Raw genomic sequence first — 25,281 nt, forward strand, 5'->3', positions numbered from 1 at the left:
CGCTTCCTGTCGTCGTGTCAGACGCTGCGCAGATGAAAGGACTTGGCTTGCGTGAGCTGCTCGTATCCGACGGCCGACAGCGACACGCCGCGGCCCGAATGCTTGACCCCGGTCCAGGCCAGCGCGGGGTCGAGATAATCGCAGCGGTTCATGAAGAACGTGCCGCTCCGGACCTGGCGGCCGATATGCAGCGCGGCGTCCTCGTCCTGCGTGAAGGCCGCCGCCGTCAGGCCATAGGGGCTGTCGTTCATCAACGCAATGGCTTGCTCGTCGCTGTCGACCGGCATGATGCCGACGACCGGGCCGAAGCATTCGTCGTTCATGACCCGCATGCGATGGTCCACCTGGGTCAGAAGCGCGGGCGCGACATAAGGCGAGTCATTGCTCGCCTCCTTGAAATACGAAGTATCTATCATATTCCTCGCGCCGGCCGCCACGGCCTCGTCGACGATCTCGCGGATATCGGCGGCGGCGCGAACGCGCACGACCGGCCCGAGCGTCGTTTCCTCGTGCAGCGGATTGCCCAGCACATAGCCTTGCGTCAACGCAACGGCGCGCTCCACGAACTCGTCGTACCGGGGCCGCGCCACGTAGATGCGCTGGATACCGCAGCAGGACTGGCCGGAATTGAAATAGGCGCCGTCCACCAGCGTCTCGACCGCATGGTCGATCCTGGCGTCCGCCCGCACATAGGCCGGGTCGTTGCCGCCCAGCTCCAGGCCGACGCCGATGAACCGCCCCGCCGCCGCCTCCTCCACGGCGCGCCCGCCCCGCACGGAACCGGTAAAAGAGACATAGCCGATCTCGGGCGCGCGGATCAGCCGCTGCGCGATGTCGTGGCTGGCATGCAGGTACTGGAACACGCCCTCGGGCGCGCCAGCCTCGCGGAACGCGCGCCCGATGAATTCCGCGCACAAGGGCGTCTGGTCCGAGTGCTTGAGAATGACCGTGTTTCCCGCCATCAAGGCGGGAACGATACTGTTCACGGCGGTCAGCAAGGGGTAGTTCCATGGCGCGATCGTCAGGGCGACGCCGATGGGTTCGCGGCTGATGAAGCGCGTGAAGCCGGCCTGCGCCGGGACCGGGATGGGCGCCAGCGCCTCGCCCGCGATCGAGATCATGTGGCGCGCACGGGCTTCGAAGCCCGCCACCTCGCCGGGCGTGTAGCGCAAGGGCCGGCCCATCTGGATGGTGATGGCGCGCGCGATCTCGTCCTTGGCCGCGACGAAGCGGTCGACGGCGTCCGATACGATGCGCCCCCTGGCCTCCACGCCCAGCGCCTGCCAGCCGGGCCGCGCGGCCTGGGCATCGGCAAGCGCCTGCGCGATCTGCGCCTCGCTGGCGTAGGGGCGGCGAACGGCCTCGCGCCCGTCGATGGGACTGATGGTGATGAGTTCCTGGGTCATGGCGGCCCTGTGCAGGCGGATTGGTCGGGGATCAGATGATTTCGAAGTAGCGCGCCAGTTCCCAGTCGGTCACGTGGCGCCTGAACTGGCGTTCTTCCCATTCGCGCGTCGCCACGTAATGCTCGACGAAGGCGTCGCCGAACAACTGGCGCGCGGCTTCGGATCCGCGCAGCCGCTGGGCGGCCTCCCATAGCGTGTTCGGCAGCCGCAAATGCGCGGGGAACTGCTGCGTGTAGGCGTTGCCCTGCACCATCGGTTCCGGCGTCAGGCCCTGTTCGATGCCATACAGGCCGGACGCCAGGGCGGCGGACAGGGCCAGGTAGGGATTGGCGTCGGCCGATCCGATGCGCACCTCGACGCGCTGCGATTTGTCGCTGCCCGGGATGAGCCGCAGCGCGGTGGTGCGGTTCTCCATGCCCCAGGTGGCGTCCAGCGGCGCCCAGTACCCGGGAACCAGCCGCGAATAGCTGTTGACGGTTTGGGCATACAAGGCCATGAATTCGGGCAGATAGCGCTGCACGCCCGCCATGAACGACGCTTGCGCCGCGCTCATGGCATGCGGCCGCGATTCGTCGTAGAAAGCGGACCGGCCCGTCTTCCTGTCGCGCAGCGACAAGTGGATGTGGCCGCTCTGTCCCGGATGATCGTGCGACCACTTCGCCATGAAGGTCGCCATCAGGCCGTTCTGCTGCGCCAGCGCCTTGGTGAACGTTTTGAAGAGAAACGCCTTGTCGCCCGCGGCCGCGGCCAGGTCCACCGCGATGGCGGCCTCCAGCACGCCCGGCCCCGTCTCGGTGTGCAGGCCCTCGATGGGCATGTCCATGCGTTCGCACAGGTCCAGGAGCTTGCGGTAGAAATCGCCTTCCACCGTGCTGCGCAGCACGGAGTAGCCGAAATTCCCCGGCGTCCAGTTTTCGAGGTTGCGGTAGTTTTTCGCGCGCACGGAATGCGGCGTTTCGCGGAACATGAAGAACTCGTATTCCAGGGCGGCATAGGCGTCGTAGCCCATGGCGGCGGCGCGGTCCAGGATCCGGTGCAGCAGGCGCCGCGGGCAGATGGCGCCCGCGTCCCCTTCGAATTCCGCCAGGAACAGCAGCATGTCTTCGCCGCCCGGGCCCTGTTCCAGCGGCAGCCTGCGGCCGGTATGGGGGAGGATCCTGAGCTTGGCGTCGGGGTAGGCCGTATGCCAGCCGGTGTACTTGGTGTTGTCGTAGAGCTGGTCATCGAGGTCCCAGCCGAACACCACGTCGCAAAATGCCAGCCCCGAGCGCAGCGCGCCCAGGAACTTGTCGCGGCGCAGGTACTTGCCCACCATGACGCCGTCGATGTCGGACAGGCCGACCTTGATATGCGAGAGCGAGCTGGCTTGCACCAGCCGCTCCGCGTCCTCCACCGTTGCTACCCCTAGTGCATGCATGCTCGTTCACCTTGCTGTGTCTGAAGCGTTGCGTTGACCTGCGGGCGGGCGGCGCGGCGTTCAGGCCACGGCCGCCCCCAGCACCCGCATCGCCTGGCGATGCAGTTGCGGCGTGGCGGCCGCGACGACGCGGCCCTGCGATTCGAGGCCCAGCGGCCGCCCCGACCAATCGGTAATGACGCCGCCCGCCCCTTCGATCACGGGCGTCAGCGCCAGATAGTCGTATGGCTGCAGGCCGGCTTCGACCACCAGGTCGACATGGCCGCTGGCCAGGAGCCCGTAGCTGTAGCAATCGCCGCCGTAGCGCCGCATGCGCGCGGCCCGCGCCAGCGCGTCGAACGCGGCCAGTTCCGCGCCGGCGAAGATGTCCGGCGAGGTGGCGTAAAGAATGGCCTGGCGCAGTTCGGTGCACCCGCTGGCGCGGCAGGCCTCGCCGTTCAGGCTTGCGGGCAGGCCCCAGGCGCCGGCCCAGCGCTCGTCCAGCATCGGAATGTCGATCAGCCCCAGCACGGGCCTGCCCCGATGCAGCAGCGCCAGCAGGGTGCCCCACAACGGATTGCCGGAAATGAAGGCGCGCGTGCCGTCTATCGGGTCCAGCGACCAGACCAGTTCCGCCTCGGCGCGCGAGGCGCCGAATTCCTCGCCGAAGATGCCGTGATCGGGGTATTCCCGGGCGATGGCCTCGCGCAGGGCGGCTTCGACCTCTCTGTCGGCCTGGGTGACCGGGCTTTCGTCCGCCTTGGTGTCGACCGCCAGCGGATGCCGGAACCACTTGCGCGACAAGGGCCGGACCCGGTCCGCCAGCGTCCGGGCGAACGAGGAATAGGCCGCCAACTGCGGCGCGGACAACGGCGGAGAGGTTTGCATCGATGGCCTCCAGGCGCGGCGCGGGAAAGCGCGCCTACGCCAAAAAAATGCCCGAATACAGGTTTTTCCAGTCTAGACACGTTGCCACAAATTTGCAAACATACCTAAAACTGCAACCCGCTTTCTGTCTTGCCGGCCGCAGTCCGCATACGTAGCTCGCCACCGTTGCCGTGTATTCCAACCGGAGTCCCATCATGCAATGTATGAAGAAGCTCAGTCTTGTGGTTGCAGTAATTTCCCTAGGTTATGCGCAGGCGCATGCCGGCGCGATCACCGTCTACACCGCGCTCGAGGAAGACGAGATCGCGGCCTACCTGAAGGCCGCCAATGCGGCGATGCCCGACATCAAGGTCAACGTGCTGCGCCTGTCCACGGGCGACCTGGGCGCGCGCCTGATCGCCGAGGCGTCGAACCCGCAGCAGGACATTATCTGGGGGTTCGCCGTCAGCAACATGCTGGACCCGCGGCTGCTGAACCTGCTGGAACCGTACGCGGCCAAGGGAATGGACGCCCTGCCCGCCCGGTACAAGGGCGCCGACAAGAAGTGGTTCGCTGCCACCGGCTACGTCGCGGCCTTCTGCGTGAACACCGACAGACTGAAGTCCAAGAACCTGCCCATGCCGACGTCCTGGGAAGACCTGGCCAAGCCCGCCTACAAGGGCGAGATCGTCATCCCCAGCCCCGCGGCGTCCGGCACGGGCTATCTCCAGATCGTCGCGCTGCTGCAGGGATTGGGCCAGGAAAAGGGCTGGGCGCTGCTGAAGGACCTGGACAAGAACGTGGCGCAGTACACGCCGTCCGGCTCGCGCCCCTGCAAGATGGCGCGCGCCGGCGAATATGCGATCGGCGTGTCCTTCGCCTTCCCCGCCATGCAATCCATCGAAGAGGGCTACCCCATCAAGATGGTGATTCCCTCCAAATGGGTGGGCTACGAACTCGAGGCCTCCGGCCTGATGAAGACGGCCAAGAATCCGGCGGACGCCAAGCGCTTCCTCGACTGGACCCTGTCGGAACAGGCCGGCGGCCTGTACAGCAAGTACAAGGAACTGGTCACCATCCCCGGCGCCGCCCCCAACAAGGCCGCGGAAGCCGCGGGCCTGCCGAAGGACCTGGGCGCGGTGCTGTATCCCGTGGACTTCCAGAAGTCGGCGGCGGAGCGCGACGCCACGATCAAGACCTGGCAGGACACCATCAAGCGTTGACGGCATCGCGGCCGGCGCCGCCGGCCGCCGTCCGTCCTGGAGACGCCATGTACCTGGAATTGCGCGGGATACGCAAGACTTTCGACGGTTCGGTCGCGCTGGAAGACATCGACCTGTCGGTGGGCGAACACGAATTCGTCTGCCTGCTGGGGCCCAGCGGCTGCGGCAAGACCACCTTGCTGCGCATCGTGGCCGGGCTGCTGCCGTTCGACCGCGGCGCCATCACCCTGGGCGGCCGGGACCTCAGCGCGCTGCCGGCGCGCAAGCGCGGGTTCGGCATCGTGTTCCAGTCGTACTCGCTGTTCCCCAACATGACCGTGGCCGAGAACGTGGGCTACGGACTGCGCATCCGCGGCGAGAGCCGCGACCGCGTCGCATCGCGGGTGCGGGAGCTGCTGGCGCTGATCAAACTGCCCGACTACGCCGGACGCTATCCGCACCAGTTGTCGGGCGGTCAGCAGCAGCGCGTGGCCCTGGCCCGCGCGCTGGCCGTGGATCCGGCGCTGATCCTGCTGGACGAACCCCTGTCCGCGCTGGACGCGCGAGTGCGCACCGACATGCGCGCCGAGATCCATGAAGTGCAGCGCCGCCTGAAGATCCCGACCATCATGGTGACGCACGATCAGGAAGAGGCGCTGACGCTGGCGGACAAGATCGTCTGCATGAACGACGGGCGCATCGAACAGGTGGGCTCGCCCGCCGATCTGTACCTGCGGCCGCGCACGCGCTTCGTGGCGAACTTCGTCGGGCTGAGCAATCTGTTGCCGACCGACTGGGTGCGCGATGCGATGCCCGAATTGCTGGCGACGCGGCCCGAAGGCGCCAGCGATCGCTACGAAGCCTGCCTGCGGCCGGAAAACCTGCGCGTGGCGGCCGACGAGCTCGGCGCCGGCCGCGTGCAGGACATGACCTTCATGGGCAACCTCACCCGCCTGCGCATCGCCTGGCGCGGGCGCGAACTGGTCGTGGAACAGCACGGCGCGGCCGGGCTGTCGCGCGGCGCCCCCGTTCGCCTGGACGCCGAGCCGGACCAGTGCGCCTGGGTCAGCGTATGACGGGCGCGCCCGCCCGCGCCGGAGCCGCCGCGTGAGCGCCGCCCACGCCAGTTCTGCCCTCGCGGCGCCGGCGGGCCGCGCGCCCTGGTCGGCGGACCGCCTGCTGCTGTGGACCTGCGTCGGCATCCCGCTGGCCGGCCTTGCGCTGTTCTTCCTCTATCCGCTGGCCACGGTCGCCTGGCACAGCCTGGTCGAAAAGGACGGCTCCATCGGCCTGGGCAACTATGCCGAGGTCTTCGCCACCCGCGGCATCCTGACCGCCACGCTCAACAGCCTGGCCATGAGCTTCGCCACCACGGCCGTCAGCATCGTGCTGGGCTTCGCCATCGCATATGGCCTGGACCGTAGCTGCATGCGCGGCAAGTCCATCGTCCAACTGGCGCTGGTGCTGCCCTTGCTGGCCCCATCGCTGGTGCAGGGGCTGGGGCTCATCTTCCTGCTGGGGCGCAATGGCCTGGTGCACCGCTGGACCGGCTGGGAAATCGATATCTACGGCTTCTGGGGCCTGCTGATCTCCAACGTGTTCTATGCCCTGCCCCAGGCCGTGCTGATCCTGCAGGCGGCCCTGCGCAACATGGATGCGCGCTACTACGACGCGGCCGAAGTCATGGGCGCGTCCGGCGCCCGCCAGTTCTTCGACATCACCCTGCCCAATTGCAAGTTCGGCCTGCTCAGCGCGGCCTTCGTGGTGTTCGTCATCACCATCACCGACTTCGGCAACGCCGCGGTGATCGGCGGCAATTACCGCGTGCTGGCGACCGAGATCTACAGCCAGGTATCCGGACAGATGAATTTCGGCATGGGCTCCGTGGTGGGCATCCTGTTGCTGCTGCCGTCGCTGATATCGGTGCAGATCGAGCGCGTGGCCTCGCAGCGGCAGTTCGGTTCGGCCTCGCCCAGCGGCCTGAAGGTCGCGCCGCGGCCCGCCCGGGGACGCGACGCGGCCTTCGCCGCCGGCGTGCTGCTGGCAAGCGGCACGATCATCGTCACGGTGGCCACGGTGGTCTTCGCCAGCTTCATGCGGCTGTGGCCCTACCGCATGGAGTGGACGCTGAAGCATTACGACATTACGGTCAGCGGCGGCTATGCGCCGCTCTGGACATCCCTGTACCTGTCGCTCGCCGCCGCGGGCGGCGGCGTGCTGCTGCTGTTCTTCCTGAGCTTCGGCGTGTGCCGCATCCCGCGCGCGTGGGCCAAGCTCGTATACATGCTGGCGGTGTTGCCGGTGGGGGTGCCCGGCCTGGTCCTGGGCCTGTCCTACATCTTCGCGTTCAATGTGCCGGGCACGCCGCTGTACGCGCTCTACGGCAGCGCCGCGCTGATCGCCCTGTGCAACTTCTACCACTACCACACGCAGGGCTTCCTGACGATGATGACGGGCATGCGCGCCGTGCCGCAGGCCCTGGAGGAAGCGGTCAGTTGCCTGGGCGGGGGCACGCTGCGGGTGCTGCGCGACGCGGTGCTTCCGCTGATCGGCCCCACCGTGCTGGGCGTCTTCTTTTTTCTGTTCATGCGGTCGATGGTCACCCTGTCGGCGGTAATCTTCCTGGTCACGCCGTCCGTCAGCGTCGCGCCGGTCTCCGTGCTGCGCCTGGACGAGGCCGGGTTCGTCTCGCAGGCGGCGGCGTATTCAACCCTTATCATGCTGGTCGTGGGGGGTTCCCTGCTGGTATTGCGCGCCCTGATTGCCTGGGCCGCAAAGCGGCGGGCATAGACTAGGAAACATCGGACATGTGGCAAGAAGAGCGGTATCAGAGAATCCGCGCCCTGCTGTCTTCATTGCAGCAGGTATCGACCGACCGTATCGTCGGCGAACTCGGGGTATCGAGGGAGACGGTCCGGCGGGATCTGCTGGAGCTGGAGGCGATGGGGGAGTTGCGCCGCGTGCACGGCGGCGCGGTGCCGGTGCACAGCGAACCGCCCATCGCCGAACGCGTGCACACGCGCGTCAAATACAAGCGCGCCATCGCCCGCGCGGCGGCCGGCCTGGTGTCCAGCGGACAGACCCTGTTCCTGGACGCGGGCAGCACCACCAGCGTGCTGGCCGACGAACTGGCCAAGCTGTCGGGCCTGACCGTCATCACCAATTCGTTCGACGTGGCCTTGAAGGTGGGCACCGCGGGCAGCGGCGCGAACCAGCTCATCATGCTGGGCGGGTCGGTGGGCGGCCCGGTGTGCGCGACCGCCGGCGAAATCACGATTGCCGAGATCCATCGCTACCGCGCCGACCTGGCGCTGCTGTCGCCGGTGGGCGTGGACGCGGAATTCGGCGCCACCAACTACGATCTGCGCGAAGCCGAGGTGGCGCGCGCCATGGCGGCCAACGCCAAACAACTGGTGCTGCTGGCCGATTTCAGCAAGATCGGCCTGTGCAGCCGCGTTTCCTACTGCGGCGCCGACCGGATAGACCACCTGGTCACCAACGCCAGCGCGCAGAAATCGCCGGCCTACGCGGCCCTGAAATCGGCGGTCGGAAACGTCCTGGCGGTATGAGGCGGCGCGGCCAGCGCCGCCCCCGGGCATCAATCCAGCGAGACGCCGGCGGCCTTCACCATGCCGGCCCAATACACCGTGTCTTCCTGCAGCCGGGTCTTGAACGCGTCGGGCTGGCTGCCCACCGCCCAGCTTCCGCCGCTGTTGATTTTGGCGATCACGGCGGGCGACTTCATCGCCTGCCCCACCGCTTGCGCCAGGTAGACGATGCGCTCGGGCGGCGTGCCCGCCGGTGCGAAAAGGCCGTACCAGTCATCGGCGGTAATGCCCTCCATGCCTGCCTGCTTGAGCGTGGGCGCGCCCTTGAAGAGGCCGATGCTGTTTTCGTGGCTGAGCGCCAGGATGCGCAGCTTGCCCGCGGCCACCATGGGTTCGGCCGACGCCGGCGAGGTGATCAGCATGTCGACGGTGCCGCCCATCAGGTCGGTGATGGCGGGGGCGGCGCCCCGGTACGGCACGTGCACGAGCTTCACGCCGGCCTTCTGCGAGACCAGCGCCCCCATCAGGTGGCTCATGGTGCCGTTGCCGGGCGTCGCGTAGGTAATGACGCCAGGCTGCTTGCGCGCGGCGTCCAGGTAGTCGTTCAACGTCTTGTACGGACTCTCGGCACGCGCCACGAGCACCAGCGGCGCGGACGTGATCTGCGAGATGGGCATGAAGTCCTTGACCGGGTCGAAGCCCACGTTCTTGTACAGGCGCGGATTGACGGCCATGACGCTGGTCTGCGACATCACCAGGGTGTAGCCGTCGGGCTTGGCCCGCGACACCTGCGCGGTGCCGACGTTGCCGCCGGCGCCGGAGCGGTTTTCCACCACCACGCTTTGGCCCGTGATGGCGCCCAGTTCCTGCGCGAGCAGGCGCGCGACGCCGTCATTGCCGCCGCCCGGCGGAAACGGCGACACAATGGTGATGGCCTGCCTGGGATAGTCGGCCAGCGGCGCGGGCGCCTGGGCATGGGCGGCGCCCGCCCACAACAGGCTGGCCAAGGCCGCGGCTGCGGCCCCACGGGCGTACGGTGCGATCTGCTTCATTTGGATTTCCCCTTGTATTGGCGGCCGGATGCCGGCCGTCCTTCCTATCGGTTCGGAAAGAACCGTCCGCACCCCGGCGGCGTCGGCCGCGGGGCGTACTGTCTGCATGGATGCGTTTACCGCGCCGCGGGGCCTCGCCGGGCCCTCTCGCGGCGCTACCTCTCAGTGCGCCGTGAAACGGTAGGCGGCGCGCTCGCGTTCGTCGATCTGCCTGACCAGGTCGGTCTCCCAGGCCAGGTACTGGCGCGCCGCGGCCTTGTTGCCGTCATGGCGGTCATGCACGAAAAACAGATAGTCGATGCAGTCCGCGTCGGCCGGCTCGGCGGGCGTGGATTCCAGCGCGATGCCCTGCGCGGACCAGCCGGCCGGGGTGCCGGCATTGGCGCTGATGTCGGTCGCGCCCAGCGCCCGCAGGTCCTGCGCCGCCCACGCGGCGAGCGCGGCGTCTTCGGCCAGCAGCACCACCGGGCGCGTAGTGTCCAGCCGCAGGCGGTCGAAGCGCGGACGGATGGCCCAGCTCGCGCCGGCGATATGCCTGTCGCGATAGCGCATGCCGGGGCGGATATCGACGAGCTGCGCGCCCTGCGCGATCGCGGCGGCCAGCGCGGCATCGTCCAGCATGCGGATCGCGGGCGGCGGCGTTTCGTCGGCGGCGCACTCCAGCCTGGCGCGCACGCCTTCCTTCAGCACGCTGGCGTCCCAGCCCATCAACCGGAGCCAACTGGCGATGACCGGCGCGCGCACGCCTTCGGCGTCGAACACGACGATGCGCGCGCCCCTCACGGCCACGTATTGGTCCGTGGCCTGGATCAACTGCCCCCCCGGCGTGTGCCGCGCGCCGGGCAAAGTGCCCAGCGCGTACTCCTCCGCGCTGCGGACATCGCAAACGAAGGTGCTGCGCGTTGCGTCGCGCAGCCAGCCCTGGACCTCGTCCGCGGACACCGTGGGCACGCCGTGGCGCTCGGCCAGGGCGGCCGAACGCTGCGCCAGCGCGGGCACGTCCTGCGGCGAAATGTCGTCGCCATAGCGGCGGAGCGCGCCGTGTTCCAGCCGCAGGTCTTCGAGATACCAGCCCTGCGTGCCGTTTTCCAGGGCATAGACGGGGTTGGGCACGCCCAGGTTGATCAGCGTCTGCGCGCCGATGATGCTGCGCGTGCGGCCCGCGCAATTGATGACGATGGTGGTCTGCGGGCTCTTGGCCAGCGTATGGGCGCGCAGCGCCAGTTCGCCGTTGGGGCAGCAGACGCCGCCGGGAATGCTCATCTTCTGGTATTCGGCATAGGGCCTGCCGTCCAGCACGATCAGGTCGTCGCCGCGCCGCTGGCGCTCGGCCAGTTCGCGCGCGCCGATGCGGGGGGTGTGGAAAACTTCTTCGGCCAGTTCGCCGAACGTCTTGCTGGGCACGTTCACGCCAGCGAAGGCGGCGTAGCCGTCCCGCCGCCATTGCGCGATGCCGCCCGCCAGGCGGTGCACGTTGCTGTAGCCCAGCGCGGCCAGCGCGCGCGCGGCGCGCGCCGCGGTATCGTCGGCGCCCCCTTCGTCGTAGACCACCATCCGCACGTCGCGCCGCGGAGCCAGGCGCGTGGCGTCCACCTCCAGCCGGCTGTAGGGAACCGGCACGGCATAGAACAGGTGGGACTCGCCGTACTGGCCGTGCTCGCGCACGTCCAGCAGCGCGATTTCGCCGCCGTCGTGCAGCCATTGCTTGAGCGTGTGCGAATCGACGTCGGCGGCAAAATGGTCTGGTGTGGGGTGCATCATCGGATTCAAAGGGAACGGGAAACGGGGGAAAGCGCGGACAGCGCTTGTTCGAGATCGGCAATGAGGTCGTCGGGATCCTCCAGGCCGATATGCAGGCGCGCCATGGGGCCGCGCCGCGCGGGGTCGGGCAGCGACCGGCTGGTGTCCAGCCGCACCGGGATCACGAGGCTTTCGAAACCGCCCCACGACGCGCCGATGCCGAAGAGGCGCAGGCTGTCGATCAGGCGTTCGACGTCCGCCTCGCCGAATTCGCCGGAAAACTCCACGGTCAACAGGCCGTTGGCGCCGCTGCAATCGCGCTTCCAGATGGCGTGCGAAGGATCTCCCGGCAAGGCCGGGCACAGGACCCGCGCCACTTCCGGGCGGCCCAGGAGCCAATCCGCCACCCGCAGCGCGCTGCGCGCATGCTGCGCCATGCGCAGGGGCAGCGAGCGCATGCCGCGCAGCACCAGGAACGCGTCGTCGGCGCCGACGGTCTGGCCCAGGTCGATGGTGGCGCGTTCCAGGGCACGCCAGGCGCGCGCGTTGGCCACGACCGCGCCCATCATCACGTCGGCGTGCCCGCCCAGGTATTTGGTGGCCGCCAGGATCGAAATATCGGCGCCCAGCATGAGCGGCTGGTACAGCAGTCCGGACGCCCAGGTGTTATCCACAGCCAGCCAGCAATCGTGCTGGCGCGCCAGGCCGGCCAGCGCGGGCAGGTCCGGCATTTCGTAGGTCAGCGAACCCGGCGATTCCGCGTAGATCATCCGCGTATTGGGGCGGATGAGCGCGGCGATGCCGGCGCCATCGGGCCGGTAGTACGTGTATTCGATGCCCAGCCGCGACAGGTGCTCCGCGCAGAAACGGCGAACGGGCTCGTACACGGCGTCGGTAAGGAGCACGTGGTCGCCGGCGCGCAGGTAGGCGAGCAGCACGGTGGCGATGGCGGCCTGCCCGGTGGGGTACAGCTTGGCGCGATGCCCGGCTTCGAGTTCGACCAGCGCGTCTTCGAGCGCATGGGTGCTGTCGGTGCCGCGCGCGCCGTAGGACGGCAGGCGTTCCTCTTCGCGGCGGGCGCGCGTATCGCGCCAGGCCTGCACGCTGTCGAAGACATAGGTGCTGGCGCGCGTGACGGGGGTGTTGACCCAGCCTCGATGGGGGCGTCCTGCGCGCAGCAGGCGCGTGGCGGGCCGAAAGGGCTTGTCCATGGTCAGCGGCGGGTCTGCACGCCGATCGGCATGACCTTGCACGTGCCGGCTTCCAGGTCGAACGCCAGGCGCTCGGTCAGCGTCTCCAGCGCGCGCCCGTACATGTGCAGGTGGCGGATGACGCTGTCGCCCTGGATTTCCACGGCATGGATGTCGTCCGGCATCAGCGCGATGCCGGTGCCCGGGCCGACCACGACGGTCCCGGTCTTTTCCAGGCGCCCGACGCCAGGCACGGAGCCGTCGTCGACGCGGTCGTAGACATAGTTGTGCTCCACGCCCTCCACGGCGGCGATACAGGCCCAGGTCGTGTGGTTGTGCGGAACGATCTGCTTGCCGGGGCGCATCACGTTCAGATAGAGCGCGTAGGTCTTGTCGGCATCCTCGGCGATCAGGTAGCGCGCCTGGCGCTCGCCGTCTTCCGGCGCGGGATAGCGGTCCGCCGCCCACCAGTCGGTGTGGCCGGCCAGCCCGACCAGCTCGTCGAGCACAGCCTTCAGGCTGTCGCGGTCGAGCCCCTTATTTCCTACAGTTTTCTTAATATTTCCGATGGCGCCGTCGATACCGGCCTGATGAGGATGCGGATTGCTCACTTTGATTTTCCCGGGTTGCTGTCGTTGTCGCATTCAATGTATCGCCCAGCCCCGGCTCGAACAATTTAAATTGCCTTAATATTCCATTAGCATTCCTAATACTTTTGAGGCCTCCCTTTCGAGCTTTCCATGCGCAACCTGGATCTGGACCTGCTCCGCACCCTGACCGCCATCGCCCAGTACGAGACGTTCTCGGAAGCGGCCAACCGGCTCTACAAGACTCAATCGGCCGTGACGCAGCAGATGCAGCGGCTGGAGTCCGCCATCGGCCAGCCCCTGTTCGAAAAGCAGGGCCGCAACAAAGCGCTGTCGTCGCACGGCCGGCGCCTCGTGGAGTACGCCCGCCACATCCTGGCCATCAACGACGAGGCGCTGCGCGCCCTGCAGGACGGCCCGCTGGAAGGAGACCTGCGGCTGGGCGCGCCGCTCGACGTGGCGGACACCATACTGCCCACGCTGCTCATGCACATCGCGCGCTCGGCGCCGCGCGTGAAACTGGAGATCCGCACCGACCGCAGCCCCTTCCTGATGGACGCGCTGCGCGCCGGCGAGATCGACCTCACCATCTCCACCCGTTTCGACCAGGACTTCGAGGGCGTGGCGCTGCGCACGTCGCCCACGGTATGGCTGGCGTCCGCGGACTATGTCCACGACGTGCACGCCCCCGTGCCGCTGGTACTGGCCGACGAGCCCAGCATCTTTCGCCGCCTGGCCCTCAATGCGCTGGAACAGGCGCGCGTGCGTTGGCACACCAACTACGTGGCGCCGAACCTGGTGGGGATAAAGGCGGCGCTGCGGGCCCGCCTGGGCGTGACGGCGCGCAGCGTGGAGCTATTGGGGCCGGAGATGCGCGTGCTGGGCGAAAAGGAAGGGTTGCCGCCCTTGCCGGACGTGACGTACTTCCTGTGGATAAGGCGCGACCTGATCAATCCACTGACGCGGCAGGTCTACGACATGCTCAGGACCCAGCTCGGCCTGGCGCAGCAGGGCGACGCGGCGGCGTAGCCGCCACGGACGTTCAATAGCGGTCGAACAGCCGCTGCAGGGCCGCGGGATCGCGCGTGAGGGACAGGCCCAGCATCAGCAGGATGCGGGCCTTTTGCGGGTTCAGGTCGCGCGCGGCGACGAACCCCATCCGGGCGTCGTCCAGTTCCACGTCGCGCGCCACGAAGCCGCTGCCGGTGCGGCTGGAACGCACCACCGCCACGCCATGCGAGGCCGCCCGCGCCAGGCCGTCGATCGCCAGGTCGGTCGCGTTGCCGTCCCCGACTCCCGCGAGCACGATGCCGTCCGCGGCATCGGCCAGGAAATCGATCACGTCGGCCTGCAGGTTGGCATGGGCGTAGATGATGTCCACGCGGGGCCATCCGGCCTTTTCCAGCAATGCGAGTGAAAACTCGCTTTCTGTCGTATGCGCGGTGGTGTTGCGCGAATAGAAGTGCGGCGCGGCGCCATGCATGACGCCGGCGCGGCCGCGATTGGGCGAAGCGAACGCGCACAGGCCCGCGCTGGCGATCTTCTGGATCTCCCGGGCGTAGTGCACGTCTTCGTTCATGACCACCAGCGGCCCGCGGCCGCGCGCGTCGGGATGGCGCGCCAGCGCCACCGCGTTGTACAGATTGGCCGGGCCTTCGGCGCCCAGCGCGGTGGCGGGGCGCATCGCGCCCACCAGCACGATGGGCTTGTCGTGGCGGATGACCAGGCTCAGGAAATACGCCGTTTCCTCGAGCGTGTCGGTGCCATGCGTGATGACGATACCGGCCACCGACGCGTCCTGGCACAGGGCATCGACGCGCATGGCCAGCGCGCGCCACACGTCGTGCGTCATGTTCTGGCTGCCGACGTTGGCGACCTGTTCCGCGCGTATGTCGGCGATGCCGGCCAGTTGCGGCACGGCGGCCAGCAGGTCGCCGACGGAGAACGAACCCGCCTTGTAGCCCGCCGAGGTGGCGTCTGCCTGGGCGCCCGCGATCGTGCCGCCCGTCGCCAAAACCGCGATGACAGGCAGCGCGAGGTCAGGCATCCACCACTCCGGACAGGCCCTGGCGTTCCAGCAGGGAATTCAGGTGTTCCCAGCCGTGGAAGTCGATGACGATCTGCCCTTTTTCCTTGGCGCCCACCTTGAGCGCGACGCGCGTGCCAAGATGGTCGGACAGGGCCTCTTCCAGGCGGGTCAGGTCGCGCGACACGCCGTTGGCCTTTTTCCTGGGCGAGGCCGACGCGTCGGCGTCCTTGGCGGTCTTGGCGACGAGTTTTTCGGCTTCGCGCACCGACAGGCGGCGCGCGATGATCTGGTTGGCCAACTGGATCTGGGTCGCCGCGTCCACGGCAAGCAGCGCGCGCGCATGGCCCATGTCCACGTCGCCGGCCAGCAGCATGGTCTGCACGGGCGAGGCCAGGTTGAGCAGGCGCAGCAGGTTGCTGGTGGCGGAACGCGAGCGGCCGATCGCCTGCGCGGCCTGTTCGTGCGTCAGCCCGAATTCGTCCAGCAGGCGGCGCACGCCCTGCGCCTCTTCCAGCGGGTTCAGGTCTTCGCGCTGGATGTTCTCGATCAGCGCCATGACGGCCGCGTTTTCGTCGGCCACTTCGCGGACCAGCACGGGCACTTCTTTCAGGCCGGCGATCTGGGCGGCGCGGAAACGGCGTTCGCCCGCGATGATTTCGTAATGGCCGGGCGCGGCCTCGCCCAGTCCGCGCACAAGAATGGGCTGCATGATGCCTTGTGTGCGGATAGATTCGGCCAGCTCGCCCAATGCGCCTTCGTCCATGCGCGTGCGCGGCTGGTACTTGCCGGCGCGCATCTTCGAGATGGGCAAGGTGGACGGCGGACCCTCGGGCTTGGCCGCGGCCTTGCCGATGTTATCGATGGCGGGCGCGTCCGCGCCGAGCAAGGCGTCCAGTCCGCGGCCCAATCCCTTGGGTTTCTTGGTGGCCATAGTTAAATCCTCTTTCCTTCTGTTTTTGTATCTCGAGCAAGGCTCAGGCGTCCGCGTGCTCGGCGGGCAGGCGGTACCAATACGCGTAACAGTCTTTGAAACCGTAGCGGCCGTACAAGGCGCGCGCGGCTGAATTTTCCGGCTCAACCTGCAAATAGGCCGTCGTGGCGCCGCCGGCGGCGCCCTCCGCCAATAAGTGTTCCACCAGGGCGCCGGCGTAGCCTTTGCGCCGCTGCCCCGGATCGGTAACGATGTCGAACAGGCCCAGCAGATCTCCGTCGCGGACGGCCAGGCCCGCGGCGACGCTTCGCCCCGCCGCGTCCGTCGCCAGCACCGGCAGGATATCCACAGCCAGCCCTTGAAGACGCGTCCGGTGTTCGGCGGCGTGCTCGGGCAACGAGCCGCGCATTTCCCCTACCGCCGCCGCGAAGCGATCGGCATCGACCGTAAGGAATTGCAGGTCGCTCCCGGCGCGGGGCCTGGGAGCGAGCGGCGCGCACATGACACGGGTCTCGTCGGTGAAGGTATAGCCGCGGGACTCCAGTTCGGCGTCGAGGGAAAAATCGGGGCCGATGGAGGTAATGCGCAGCACCATGGGCAAGCCATGGCGCGCATACAACGATGAACAATACGCCAGCCGCTCGTCCAACGGACGTGTGGATAACCCCAGCACATTCACGCTGCGCGCGCGCTTGGCCGCCGAATGCGCGAAGCGCACCAGCCAGCCATCATAAAACACCTGCGGGCCGACCGCCGTCGCGTTCAGCGCGGCCTCTTCCAGGCGCGCGCGCAGACTGTCGCGCGCGTCCGCGGGAGGCGTACGGCGGGCGATCGTCTGTATTGGAGCAACGCGCGTGGAAGCGGACATGGGTACGGCTTACTTCAAGTCCTTCTTTACGCGCTCGATCATTTCGGCACCAAATGAAATGTAGGCCTGCGCGCCGCGTGACGCGCGGTCATAGATCACGCCCGGCATGCCGTAACTGGGTGCTTCGGCCAGGCGCACGTTGCGCGGCACGACGGTCTTGAAGACCTTGTCGCCGAAATGCGCTTCGAGCTGGGCGGACACCTGCTGTTGCAAGGTCATGCGCGGATCGAACATCACGCGCAGCAGACCGATCACGCGCAGGTCGTCGTTGATATTGCGGTGCACGCGCTTGATGGTATTGACCAGGTCGGACAGGCCTTCCAGCGCGAAGTACTCGCACTGCATCGGAATGATGACGCCATGGGCGGCGGCCAGTCCGTTCAGGGTCAGCAGCGACAGCGTCGGCGGGCAGTCGATCAGGACGAAGTCGTATTGGCTCGAGATGGTGTCGATCGCGGCCTTCAACTGGCGTTCGCGCTGGTCCATCTGCACCAGGTCGATCTCGGCGCCGGAGAGCTCGCGATTGGCGGGCAGCACGTCATAGCCGCCCGATTCCGATCGGACGCGGGCCTGCTCGATGCCGGCCTCGCCGATCAGCACCTGGTACAGGTTCGACTCGAGCGAGTTCTTGTCGATGCCGCTGCCCATCGTGGCGTTGCCTTGAGGGTCCAGGTCCACCAGCAGCACGCGTTGGTTGTGCGTGGCAAGCCCCGCCGCCAGATTGATGGCGGTCGTCGTCTTGCCCACACCGCCCTTCTGGTTGGCAATGCAGAATACGCGGGCGGTCGTGCTGGGGGGTATGTTGTTCATAGGGTTCCTTGACTACGGCGCATCCAGATCAGACAGCGTTCCGCTTGCAGCTCCGGCACGCGCAGCGGCTGAATATGGTCGACTTGCCATTCCCCGCGCGCATGCAACGCCTGGATCTCATCCTCGGGGAGCTTGCCCTTCATGGCGACGAGGGTACCATCGTTGCGCACGTGACGACCTGCGAGTTGCGCAAAATCGTCCAAGGAAGCGAAGGCCCGCGACGTGACAATGTTGCACTCCGCGGGATCCAGCGTTTCGATGCGGGCATGGCGCGCCTGCAGGTTGGGCAAGGCCAGGGCCCCGCTCATCTGGCGCACGAATGCGGTTTTCTTTTCGACCGCGTCCACGCAGGTCACCGACCAGTTGGGACGCATGATCGCCAGGACCACGCCTGGCAAGCCGCCGCCCGATCCCACGTCGTAGATCTTGGCCGCGGCGCCGGGCGCGCCCAGCGCCTCGCTGAAGGGCCCTACGGCGGCCAGGCTGTCGAACAGGTGCTGGACCAGCATCTGCTGCGGGTCGCGGATCGCCGTAAGGTTGTAGGTGCGGTTCCAGCGCTGCATCTGGGACAGATAGTCCAGCAGCTTGGCCATTGCGCCGGCATCGGCGGCCAGCCCCAATTGCTCGCACGCGAGAGAGAGGCGGCCGGCCATGTCGGCTCCGGCCTGATCGGCGCGGGCGCTCACTGGACTGCCTTCATGCTGCTTGCTTGCGCGAGCCGTAGTGCAGGCGCTTCAAGTGGATGAGAAGGAGCGAGATGGCGGCGGGCGTGACGCCCGAGATCCGCGCGGCCTGGCCGACGGTCTCGGGGCGATGCGCCTTGAGCTTCTGGCGCACTTCGAACGACAGGCTGGTCACGGCGTCGTAGTCGACGTCCGCGGGAATGGGCTGCTGCTCGTGCGCGATGTGCTTCTGGACCTCGTCCTGCTGGCGCGCGATATAGCCGGCGTACTTGACCTGGATCTCGACCTGTTCGGCAAGCACCTCGTCTTCCGCCACCCCCGGACCGGCAAGCAGCGTGCCGTCCGTATTGCGGGCGGCCATCAAGGCGTCATAGGAAACGTTCGGCCGTTTCAGCAGATCTGCTAGTGAGTACTCACGTTCAATCGCCTTGCCCAGCAGGGGCTCCGCCACTTCCGCGGGCAGCAAGCGCGGATTCACCCAGGAAGACTTCAGGCGCTCGACTTCCGCAGCCACCGCGTCGCGCTTGCGGTTGAAGGCATCCCAGCGCACATCGTCGACGATTCCAAGCCGGCGGCCGATTTCCGTCAGGCGCAGGTCGGCGTTGTCTTCGCGCAGGCTGAGGCGGTATTCGGCCCGCGAGGTGAACATGCGATAGGGTTCGGTCACGCCGCGCGTGACCAGGTCGTCCACCAGCACGCCCAGATAGGCTTCGTCCCGCCGCGGCGTCCATTGCTCGCGGTCCAGCGACAGAAGCGCCGCGTTGGTGCCCGCCAGCAGGCCTTGTGCCGCCGCCTCTTCGTAGCCCGTGGTGCCATTGATCTGGCCGGCGAAGAACAAGCCGCCGATCGCCTTGGTCTCGAGCGTGCTCTTCAATCCACGTGGATCGAAGTAATCGTATTCGATGGCATAGCCCGGCCGCAGGATGTGCGCGTTCTCCAGGCCGGGCAAGGAATGGATCAGATCGAGCTGCACGTCGAACGGCAGGCTGGTCGACACGCCGTTCGGATAGACCTCGTGCGTATCCAGGCCTTCGGGTTCGAGAAAGACCTGGTGCGATGTCTTGTCAGCGAAGCGGTGGATCTTGTCTTCAATGGAGGGGCAATAGCGGGGGCCCACGCCTTCGATCACGCCGCTGTACATCGGCGATCGGTCCAGCCCGCCGCGGATGATGTCGTGCGTACGGGCGTTGGTGTGCGTGATCCAGCACGGCAGTTGCCGAGGGTGCATCGCCACGTTGCCCAGGTACGAGAACACGGGAATCGGATCGAGGTCGCCCGGCTGCTCTTCCAGCACGCTGTAGTCGATGGAGCGGCCATCGATACGCGGAGGCGTGCCCGTCTTCAAGCGCCCTTGCGGGAGCTTCAGTTCTTTCAGGCGCTGCCCCAGGGAAATCGCGGGAAGATCCCCTGCCCGGCCGCCAGAGTAATTCTGCAGTCCCACGTGGATCAGGCCGTTGAGGAAGGTCCCCGCGGTCAGCACTACCGTCTTGGCGCGGAACTTCAGGCCGATCTGGGTGACGGCGCCGACTACGCGGTCGCCTTCCACCATCAAGTCCTCGACGGCCTGCTGGAACAGCCACAGGTTCGGCTGGTTCTCCAGACGGCCACGGATGGCCTTGCGGTACAGCACGCGATCCGCTTGAGCGCGGGTCGCTCGCACCGCCGGCCCCTTGGACCCGTTCAGGATGCGGAACTGAATCCCCGATTCATCGGTTGCCAAAGCCATCGCGCCCCCCAGGGCGTCGACTTCTTTGACGAGGTGGCCCTTGCCAATCCCGCCAATGGAGGGATTGCAAGACATTTGGCCTAGGGTTTCGATGTTGTGCGTGAGCAGCAGCGTCTTGGCGCCAGTGCGTGCGGCAGCCAAAGCCGCTTCGGTGCCGGCGTGGCCGCCACCTACGACGATGACATCGAATGCGCGGGGATAGTCCATGATGGGGAGGTAAGAGAGCGTTCGGTGCTCATTATAGAGGCAGGGATAGCATGTTTCACGTGAAACATGTTTCGGTGCAGCAAAGCTTCGCCGTGAACTTGAATGACGTAGGCAAATGGCAACGTCATCGCATCGGCCAGACACAATATGTCGGCATCTGCCGGTGTTTCCTGGCTATGTTCCACGTGAAACAGCAGCGCTTGGAGCGGCGGCGCGCTTCCATAATCCCACCGGATCGCCAGAGAACAGGCTGGGTTCTTTTGGAGTGTTCCACGTGAAACACCGGATTAACGAGTACCTATCCTCTCTTTGCCGGCGTAGATAGGCTCGCCTGATTGTCTCCAATCGGGATATTGGTCTGTCAGACGACCGTGAACTGCGAACGAGAGCGATCTCCTCCGCCGATGTTTCACGTGAAACATCGGAACGATTTCCTAATACCGGCTCGGCTAATCCTCTCTGCTTCCCTGGCGTTCGGGCGCAGGAAAGAGCTTGAACAATCACTCCACTTCGGGAGTGGATGCCCCGAAAGGAAGCTGCCGGTCATATCCTCCTCACGGCCACCGACTATGTTCCACGTGAAACATCCATTGGTATGCCGTTATCGAGGGGCTGTTTCACGTGGAACATCGATTCAACTAAGCATGGCCGATACGAGAATTTCCCAATAAACCCAAGCATACTCAAGCTCTTCGCCTGATATTCGTTGAGGGCGGCTTTGAGAAAAAAGTGATTTTTTCCACCCTACCCTACCCCTACCCCTAAAAACACTCTTTTTTCTTGGTTTCACGTGAAACATGAGATCCACTAGACCCTCTAAACAATGAAATCCAAGGACTCAAACTCTCGATTCGGATGACCCGTCCCATCAAGGTCCGCTCCAATTGAAGTAGGCGGTTCTAGTTCTGTCCCCTTCTTTGTTGGATTTGCTTTCGAAAAGCAGCCGCTCGCCTCACCAAAGGGTCACCCCAGGCAAACTAGAAACCCATGGCCCAGCGTCTTCCGTGCTTGATAATCACCCCAACTTTCATAACAAAGTTATCAACAACTGTGCCAACCCCGACCGAGCAGTCAGGGCACGTTTCACGTGGAACAATTCTGGGGATAAGTCGATGAACAGAAGCTGCGTTCAGCAGCAATCAAGACAGCGAAATGCCTGATGTGCAAACCGCTCAGATCCATGAAAATGCACAAATGCGCAACATCTCCCCTATGAGAGGAGCCTGTCTTTCATTTATACGGTGACAGCTTGGTCCGTTGAGAACAACCCAACGAACGCCACGGCAAGGCGGCTCACAGCCGTGGAAAACTTTGTGGATAAGGTCGGAGTGACCGCCAATCCACGCGTGCAGGCAAGCAGCCCGACGACAGTCCTCACCCGCAGGGAACCCTGGCTCAATCCAGCGGTCAAAATCGCCAACCGCGATTCCCTCGTCGACTTATCCCCAACGTTATTGAATGCGGTATTCATCTCGCTGGTTTGCCGAGTTCGGGAAAACCGTCGCTGCAAGATTCATTGACCACGCAATTATCTTGCTCCGCTCCCGCACGCCGCGCCATCATCCATTTGGGTGAGATCGCCTTATCCCACGCATGCTGTGGAAAACCCGCAGACAACGTCCGGGTAGCCGATGCGCTTCATCCCGATAGCCTGAGTCCACCCGACGAGTATTCTGGGCGCCCGGACCTCGCGCGGAAGGGCGCAGCAGTATCCGAAAGTCTGGCCCAGCTCTCCTATCCCCATTTCTATCCACAGGCGCGGAGCATGGATCCGAAGTCAAAAAGGTGTAATTCTGTGCATAACCGGGATGGGGATATCTTTGTGAACAACCGTCCCCGGTTGCCCTAAAACAGGCCTGGAACAGGTCGAAAAGATAATCCCGCCCATACCCAGGCCCTGGCCGAAAATCCCGTGGAAAGCACGCTAAACACGCGCATTTACTGGGGAAAAGCGGTGTTTTCTCTTTCCTGCGCGCGCAAGCGCCACGCTCCTGAAATAGGCCCGGAGCGATGTTTGGTCATTCGCGAAAAAATGGGATAACTACGCAAACCCGCCGCCTGGATAACCTGCCTGCTTCATTACTGAGCATGAAAATACTCATGCCCAAAAATAATTATCCACAAACTTATCCACGGGTCGAGAATATGTTAGTGATCACTAACAGAAAGCAAAGGCGGGGAGAAAATCCGGGCCCCAAACGAAACAACGCCCCAGACCCGAAGGTCCTGGGGCGTTGTAGCCAGGCCGAACCTGGCGGACGGGAAATTGGGATTTCCCGATTTAGAGCGGGCGAATTTCGGCCGCTTGAGGTCCTTTCGGACCATCCTTGACTTCGAATTCGACTTCCTGGCCTTCGTTCAGGCTGCGATAACCGCGGCCCTGGATGGCGGAAAAGTGTGCGAAAACGTCGGTCCCGCCGACGTCCGGCGTAATGAAACCGTAACCCTTGTCAGCGTTGAACCACTTAACTTTGCCCTTCTGAGCCATTTTTTCTAGCGTCCTGTAATTAACTCGAAATGCAATGAATCAAGGACGCCGTGAGAACTGAACGACCGGTAGTGACACCTGCGTTGCTGCTGCGTTCCCGCTTGCCGCCATGCTGCAGAACGAGTCCGCGCGCTGCTTGAATCAACTGCGTGATCAGCATACTCATCACGCATTACAGACTCATATAGTTGTTTTCCCCAATGTCGTATTTTTCAGACTGGAACGCGTCCGATTTACGCCGATTCCGCCTGCCGCGGGGCCAGGAAGGCATACAGCGGCCCCGTGACGATCACGACGAACACCATCCTCGTGACGTGGAACGCGGTGACCACGGGCACACCCAACTGCAACACTTTTGCGGTGATTGCCATTTCGGCGATGCCGCCCGGCGTCGTACCCAGGATCAAGGTGGGAATGGGCGCCGCGGACCACCATGACAGCAGCGCGCCCAGGCCGAACGCCAACGCCAGGGCGGTCACGGTGAAGCCCGCCACCGCGGCGATGAAGCGCGGCGCCGCCCGGAAGAAATCCGGGCGGTAGCGATCGCCCAGCGACCAGCCGATGAACAACTGCCCCACCTTCGGCACATAGTCGGGCAAGGCCGACAATTCGATGCTCGAGGCCGTCAGCATCATGGCGACCAGCATCGGACCCAGCACCCAGGGGTTGGGCAGCCGCAGCTTCATGAAGGCCGTGCCCCCGATGCAGGTCAGGGCCACCAGCAGTGCCAACCCCGGCCCATGGACCTCGCGCGGGCCCGGCACGGTGGGGTCCAGCCCCGCCACGCCCCACCACTGGAAAATGAACGGCACCGTCACGACGACCAGCAGCACGCGCACACTGTGCGCCGTCGCCACGCGATCGATGCGCGCGCCGTGGCGTTCCGCCAGGCTGGCCATTTCGCTTGCCCCGCCTATCGCCGAGGAAAACCAGGCCGTCTTGAAATCCGCGTCGGTCCAGCGGCGCAGGATCGCCGTGCCCATGAATGCCAGCCCGAGCGCGAAGAGCATGCCCACAATGATGGGCCCCGCGTTGCTGCCGATGTGCCCAATCACCTGCGGCGTGAAATACAGCCCAAGCGACGTTCCGATCACCCACTGCCCGCCGTTGCGCGCCGGCCGCGGGCACGCCGTGCCCAGCCCGGCGATGCGCGTGGCGGCGGTCAACAGCAGCGCGCCCAGCATCCACGGCAAGGGAATATGCACCCACACCGCCAGCAAAGCCCCGGCCAGCGCAATCGCAAAACCGCCCAGCACCCTCCACAACATGTTCCGCACTACGCCCCCTTCCGCGTCTTTAGCTTAGAGAAAACCGAATTATGAGTTAGTGGGATACTTACGAAAACTCTCTTTGCTAGCAGCGTCCACTCTCTCGTTCACCATGATCCGATCCAAACTTCCCGACGTTGGCACCACCATCTTCACCGTGATGAGCCGCCTGGCCATCGAACACAAGGCCATCAACCTGGGCCAGGGCTTTCCCGACTTCGATCCGGATCCCGCCCTGTGCGCGCTGGTGTCCAAGGCCATGGCGGACGGCCACAACCAATATCCCTACATGCCCGGCGTCGCCCCCTTGCGCGAGGCCATCGCCGCGAAGACGCGCGACCTCTACGGACATGCCTACGATCCGGAAACCGAGATCACCGTCACCAGCGGCGCGACCGAGGCGCTGATGGCCACCGTGCTAGCGGCCGTGGGCAGCGGGGACGAGGTCGTCGTCATCGAGCCCTGCTATGACTCCTACCTGCCCGCGATCCGGCTGGCGGGCGGCACCGCGGTGCCCGTGCCGCTGCGCGCGCCCACCGAAGGCGACCCCTACTATCGCATCGACTGGCAGCGCGTGCGCGACGCCATCACGTCGAAGACGCGCCTTCTGATGCTGAACTTCCCGCACAACCCCACCGGAGCCGTGCTCGAGGACAGCGACCTCGACGCGCTGGAAGCCATTGTGCGCGACACCGGCGTGCTGCTGGTGTCCGACGAGGTCTACGAACACATTGTGTTCGACGGCAAGCCGCATGCCAGCGTGGCGCGCCGTCCGCTGCTGGCCGAACACGCCTTCGTGATTTCTTCCTTCGGCAAGACGTATCACACCACCGGCTGGAAAATCGGCTATTGCTGCGCCCCTCGCCAGCTCAGCGCCGAACTGCGCAAGGTGCATCAATTCATGGTGTTCACCGTGCCCTCGCCCATGCAGTTCGCGCTGGCCGAATTCATGCGGGATCCCAAGCCCTATCTGGATCTCCCGGCTTTCTACCAGGCCAAGCGCGACCACCTGGCGCAAGGCCTGGAAAAGACCCGGTTCCGCCCGCTGCCCAGCCCCGGCACGTTCTTTCTGCTGGCCGATTACAGCGACATTTCCAGGCAGGGCGAAGCTGACTTCGCGCGCGATCTCACCGTGAAGCACGGCGTCACCGTCATTCCCGTATCGGCGTTCTACCGCCAGCCCGACGCGCCGGAATCCAACCATCGGATCGTGCGATTCTGCTTCGCCAAAAAGGACGCCACGCTGGACGCCGCGCTGGAACGGCTGGCGCAGGTCTGATCGT

General features: G+C 65.7%; 21 protein-coding genes. 6 read left to right on the forward strand and 15 right to left on the reverse strand.

Annotation, left to right across the window (positions count from 1 at the left end):
• Positions 1-17: 17 nt before the first annotated feature.
• From WHX56_RS04530 to hisN, 3 genes are read right to left on the reverse strand one after another with little or no spacing between them, the layout of a single operon-like run.
• Complete coding sequence (locus tag WHX56_RS04530) at positions 18-1,406, reverse strand: aldehyde dehydrogenase family protein (protein ID WP_338880573.1); 1,389 nt, start codon at positions 1,404-1,406, stop codon at positions 18-20.
• 31 nt (positions 1,407-1,437) lie between these two features.
• Complete coding sequence (locus tag WHX56_RS04535) at positions 1,438-2,823, reverse strand: glutamine synthetase family protein (protein WP_287753806.1); 1,386 nt, start codon at positions 2,821-2,823, stop codon at positions 1,438-1,440.
• Between the two features lie 60 nt (positions 2,824-2,883).
• Positions 2,884-3,690: a histidinol-phosphatase gene (gene hisN, locus WHX56_RS04540; RefSeq protein WP_338880574.1), complete on the reverse strand. Its 807-nt coding sequence runs from the start codon at positions 3,688-3,690 to the stop codon at positions 2,884-2,886.
• Between the two features lie 194 nt (positions 3,691-3,884).
• Between hisN and WHX56_RS04545 the strand changes: the two genes are divergently transcribed.
• Genes WHX56_RS04545 through WHX56_RS04560 form a run of 4 tightly spaced genes read left to right on the forward strand, consistent with a single transcriptional unit; the run spans position 3,885 to position 8,440 of the window.
• Positions 3,885-4,892, forward strand: a complete 1,008-nt coding sequence (locus tag WHX56_RS04545) for an ABC transporter substrate-binding protein (protein ID WP_287753803.1) — start codon at positions 3,885-3,887, stop codon at positions 4,890-4,892.
• Between the two features lie 47 nt (positions 4,893-4,939).
• Positions 4,940-5,947: an ABC transporter ATP-binding protein gene (locus WHX56_RS04550; RefSeq protein ID WP_338880575.1), complete on the forward strand. Its 1,008-nt coding sequence runs from the start codon at positions 4,940-4,942 to the stop codon at positions 5,945-5,947.
• Between the two features lie 31 nt (positions 5,948-5,978).
• Complete coding sequence (locus tag WHX56_RS04555; RefSeq protein ID WP_129241757.1) at positions 5,979-7,661, forward strand: ABC transporter permease subunit; 1,683 nt, start codon at positions 5,979-5,981, stop codon at positions 7,659-7,661.
• Positions 7,662-7,678: 17 nt separating this feature from the next.
• Complete coding sequence (locus tag WHX56_RS04560) at positions 7,679-8,440, forward strand: DeoR/GlpR family DNA-binding transcription regulator (protein ID WP_129241758.1); 762 nt, start codon at positions 7,679-7,681, stop codon at positions 8,438-8,440.
• A 29-nt stretch (positions 8,441-8,469) separates the two neighbouring features.
• Here WHX56_RS04560 and WHX56_RS04565 read toward each other — a convergent pair whose 3' ends face one another.
• From WHX56_RS04565 to WHX56_RS04580, 4 genes are all read right to left on the reverse strand, one after another.
• A complete protein-coding gene (locus WHX56_RS04565; protein WP_338880576.1) occupies positions 8,470-9,471 on the reverse strand; it encodes a tripartite tricarboxylate transporter substrate binding protein in 1,002 nt (333 codons plus the stop codon).
• 162 nt (positions 9,472-9,633) lie between these two features.
• Positions 9,634-11,232, reverse strand: a complete 1,599-nt coding sequence (locus WHX56_RS04570; protein WP_338880577.1) for a rhodanese-like domain-containing protein — start codon at positions 11,230-11,232, stop codon at positions 9,634-9,636.
• Positions 11,233-11,237: 5 nt separating this feature from the next.
• A complete protein-coding gene (metC, locus tag WHX56_RS04575; protein WP_338880578.1) occupies positions 11,238-12,422 on the reverse strand; it encodes a cystathionine beta-lyase in 1,185 nt (394 codons plus the stop codon).
• Positions 12,423-12,424: 2 nt separating this feature from the next.
• Positions 12,425-13,012, reverse strand: coding sequence for a cysteine dioxygenase family protein (locus WHX56_RS04580; RefSeq protein WP_129241762.1), 588 nt, complete (start codon positions 13,010-13,012; stop codon positions 12,425-12,427).
• A gap of 129 nt (positions 13,013-13,141) precedes the next feature.
• On the opposite strand from WHX56_RS04580, the gene WHX56_RS04585 reads away from it, so the two are divergent.
• Positions 13,142-14,017 (forward strand): LysR substrate-binding domain-containing protein, encoded by an 876-nt coding sequence (locus WHX56_RS04585; protein WP_287753020.1) that lies wholly within the window; start codon positions 13,142-13,144, stop codon positions 14,015-14,017.
• A 13-nt stretch (positions 14,018-14,030) separates the two neighbouring features.
• Here WHX56_RS04585 and WHX56_RS04590 read toward each other — a convergent pair whose 3' ends face one another.
• From WHX56_RS04590 to WHX56_RS04625, 8 genes are all read right to left on the reverse strand, one after another.
• On the reverse strand, positions 14,031-15,035 hold the full coding sequence (locus WHX56_RS04590; protein WP_338880579.1) for an asparaginase: 1,005 nt from the start codon (positions 15,033-15,035) through the stop codon (positions 14,031-14,033).
• The gene (locus WHX56_RS04595) at positions 15,028-15,948 is read right to left on the reverse strand and encodes a ParB/RepB/Spo0J family partition protein (RefSeq protein ID WP_129241765.1); all 921 of its coding nucleotides are present in this window, start codon (positions 15,946-15,948) and stop codon (positions 15,028-15,030) included. Before WHX56_RS04595 ends, WHX56_RS04590 begins: the two co-directional genes overlap by 8 nt.
• 43 nt (positions 15,949-15,991) lie before the next feature.
• A complete protein-coding gene (locus WHX56_RS04600) occupies positions 15,992-16,816 on the reverse strand; it encodes a GNAT family N-acetyltransferase (RefSeq protein WP_338880580.1) in 825 nt (274 codons plus the stop codon).
• 9 nt (positions 16,817-16,825) lie between these two features.
• Positions 16,826-17,626, reverse strand: a complete 801-nt coding sequence (locus WHX56_RS04605) for a ParA family protein (protein ID WP_129241767.1) — start codon at positions 17,624-17,626, stop codon at positions 16,826-16,828.
• Positions 17,623-18,312, reverse strand: coding sequence for a 16S rRNA (guanine(527)-N(7))-methyltransferase RsmG (gene rsmG / locus WHX56_RS04610; protein WP_422393637.1), 690 nt, complete (start codon positions 18,310-18,312; stop codon positions 17,623-17,625). Before rsmG ends, WHX56_RS04605 begins: the two co-directional genes overlap by 4 nt.
• 10 nt (positions 18,313-18,322) lie before the next feature.
• Complete coding sequence (mnmG, locus tag WHX56_RS04615; RefSeq protein ID WP_338880582.1) at positions 18,323-20,242, reverse strand: tRNA uridine-5-carboxymethylaminomethyl(34) synthesis enzyme MnmG; 1,920 nt, start codon at positions 20,240-20,242, stop codon at positions 18,323-18,325.
• A 2,281-nt stretch (positions 20,243-22,523) separates the two neighbouring features.
• Positions 22,524-22,730 carry a cold-shock protein gene (locus WHX56_RS04620; RefSeq protein WP_006216596.1) on the reverse strand — a complete coding sequence of 69 codons (207 nt, stop codon included), beginning with the start codon at positions 22,728-22,730 and terminating at the stop codon, positions 22,524-22,526.
• A gap of 233 nt (positions 22,731-22,963) precedes the next feature.
• On the reverse strand, positions 22,964-23,998 hold the full coding sequence (locus tag WHX56_RS04625) for an AbrB family transcriptional regulator (RefSeq protein WP_338880583.1): 1,035 nt from the start codon (positions 23,996-23,998) through the stop codon (positions 22,964-22,966).
• 112 nt (positions 23,999-24,110) lie between these two features.
• On the opposite strand from WHX56_RS04625, the gene WHX56_RS04630 reads away from it, so the two are divergent.
• Positions 24,111-25,277, forward strand: coding sequence for a pyridoxal phosphate-dependent aminotransferase (locus WHX56_RS04630; RefSeq protein WP_338880584.1), 1,167 nt, complete (start codon positions 24,111-24,113; stop codon positions 25,275-25,277).
• The last annotated feature ends 4 nt before the right edge of the window (positions 25,278-25,281 follow it).

The organism is Achromobacter veterisilvae (assembly GCF_037619525.1).
Classification (GTDB): domain Bacteria; phylum Pseudomonadota; class Gammaproteobacteria; order Burkholderiales; family Burkholderiaceae_B; genus Achromobacter; species Achromobacter veterisilvae.